Consider the following 1,145-nt stretch of genomic DNA (forward strand, 5'->3'; position numbering starts at 1 on the left):
CAAACAAACAAACAAACAAACCTGCCTAACTAAGCTCGGTTGTCAAGTCACAACTGCTGTTTTTTTTACCCTTTTTCTGGTTTCTTCCCCCGCATTTTCTGCATCGCCACTCTATGACGGCGTGCCGATTGCGCCGGTGCAATACGGCTGGCAGCCAGATTATATCACCGACAAACAACTACAAAAGTTGGATCAGCAGATTCAGGCGGCGAATGCCGACCAAGCCCTGCAACATAATTTCGCCTATTTGAAAGCCCAGTGCCAGATTGAATTGGCGCACTGGACCTACCGCGAAGTCCGTACCACCGGCATCACCGAACATTTGGCACAAAGTGCGGTGCACAATTTGCAAGCGGCACAAGCCAAGCAAGGGGTCGCTTTGATCTCCGGGCCGTCGCCGGGCTATCCGCGCCGTCCTTTCACCCAATGGCAAAAACTACAGCAGCTGGCACAACAACGTGGCACTGTCTGTGCGCCACAAGCGTTGGCTTGTGCTGATGCTGCGCTGCTGGGTGCCGAATATGAGTACCGTGAAGGCTACGGCAACTACCAAAAACACGGCATCCATTTCTTAAAACAGGCAGATGACTACTTGGCACAAGCCGAGCAACAGATTGCGAGCTGCCAAACCCAAAACAACCGTCACCCGCTGTCTGCCGATGCCTTGTTCCGCTTCGGACGTTACCAAACTCAAGATCTCTTGCCGCAAGGCAGGGTGCAGCTGCAACAGTTGGCACAGTCTTTGTCGAAAAGTGCGATTGAACAAATCACGGTGGTCGGACATACCGACCGCATCGGCAGCGATCAAGCCAATCAGCGGCTGTCGCAACGGCGTGCTGACACTGTTGTTAAGCTACTGCGTCAACTACTGCAACAACAAGGGATTAATACCGAAGTGATCCGCTTTGTCAGCGAAGGTCGTGGCGAGTCGCAACCGCAAGTGCATTGCAACGGCAATCAGGTGACGGAGGCGCTGAAAGCCTGCTTGCAGCCAAACCGTCGGGTTGAAATCAATGTGATCAGCCGCCGTGAAGGCTGATCAGAACACTATCCATCATTGTGAAACAGTGAAAGTATGTAGAGGTCATTATGAACAAAATTTATAAAGTTATCCGCAACCATTTAGGGCAGTTTGTTGCGGTCTC

At 51.9% G+C, this 1,145-nt stretch carries 1 protein-coding gene; it reads left to right on the forward strand.

The annotated features are described in order from the left end of the window. Positions 1–1,039 (forward strand): OmpA family protein (locus FHQ23_RS11195; RefSeq protein WP_139614395.1); only part of this gene is annotated, 1,039 nt, incomplete at its 5' end. Between the last annotated feature and the right edge of the window lie 106 nt (positions 1,040–1,145).

This window comes from Testudinibacter crocodili (assembly GCF_006228025.1).
GTDB lineage: Bacteria > Pseudomonadota > Gammaproteobacteria > Enterobacterales > Pasteurellaceae > Chelonobacter.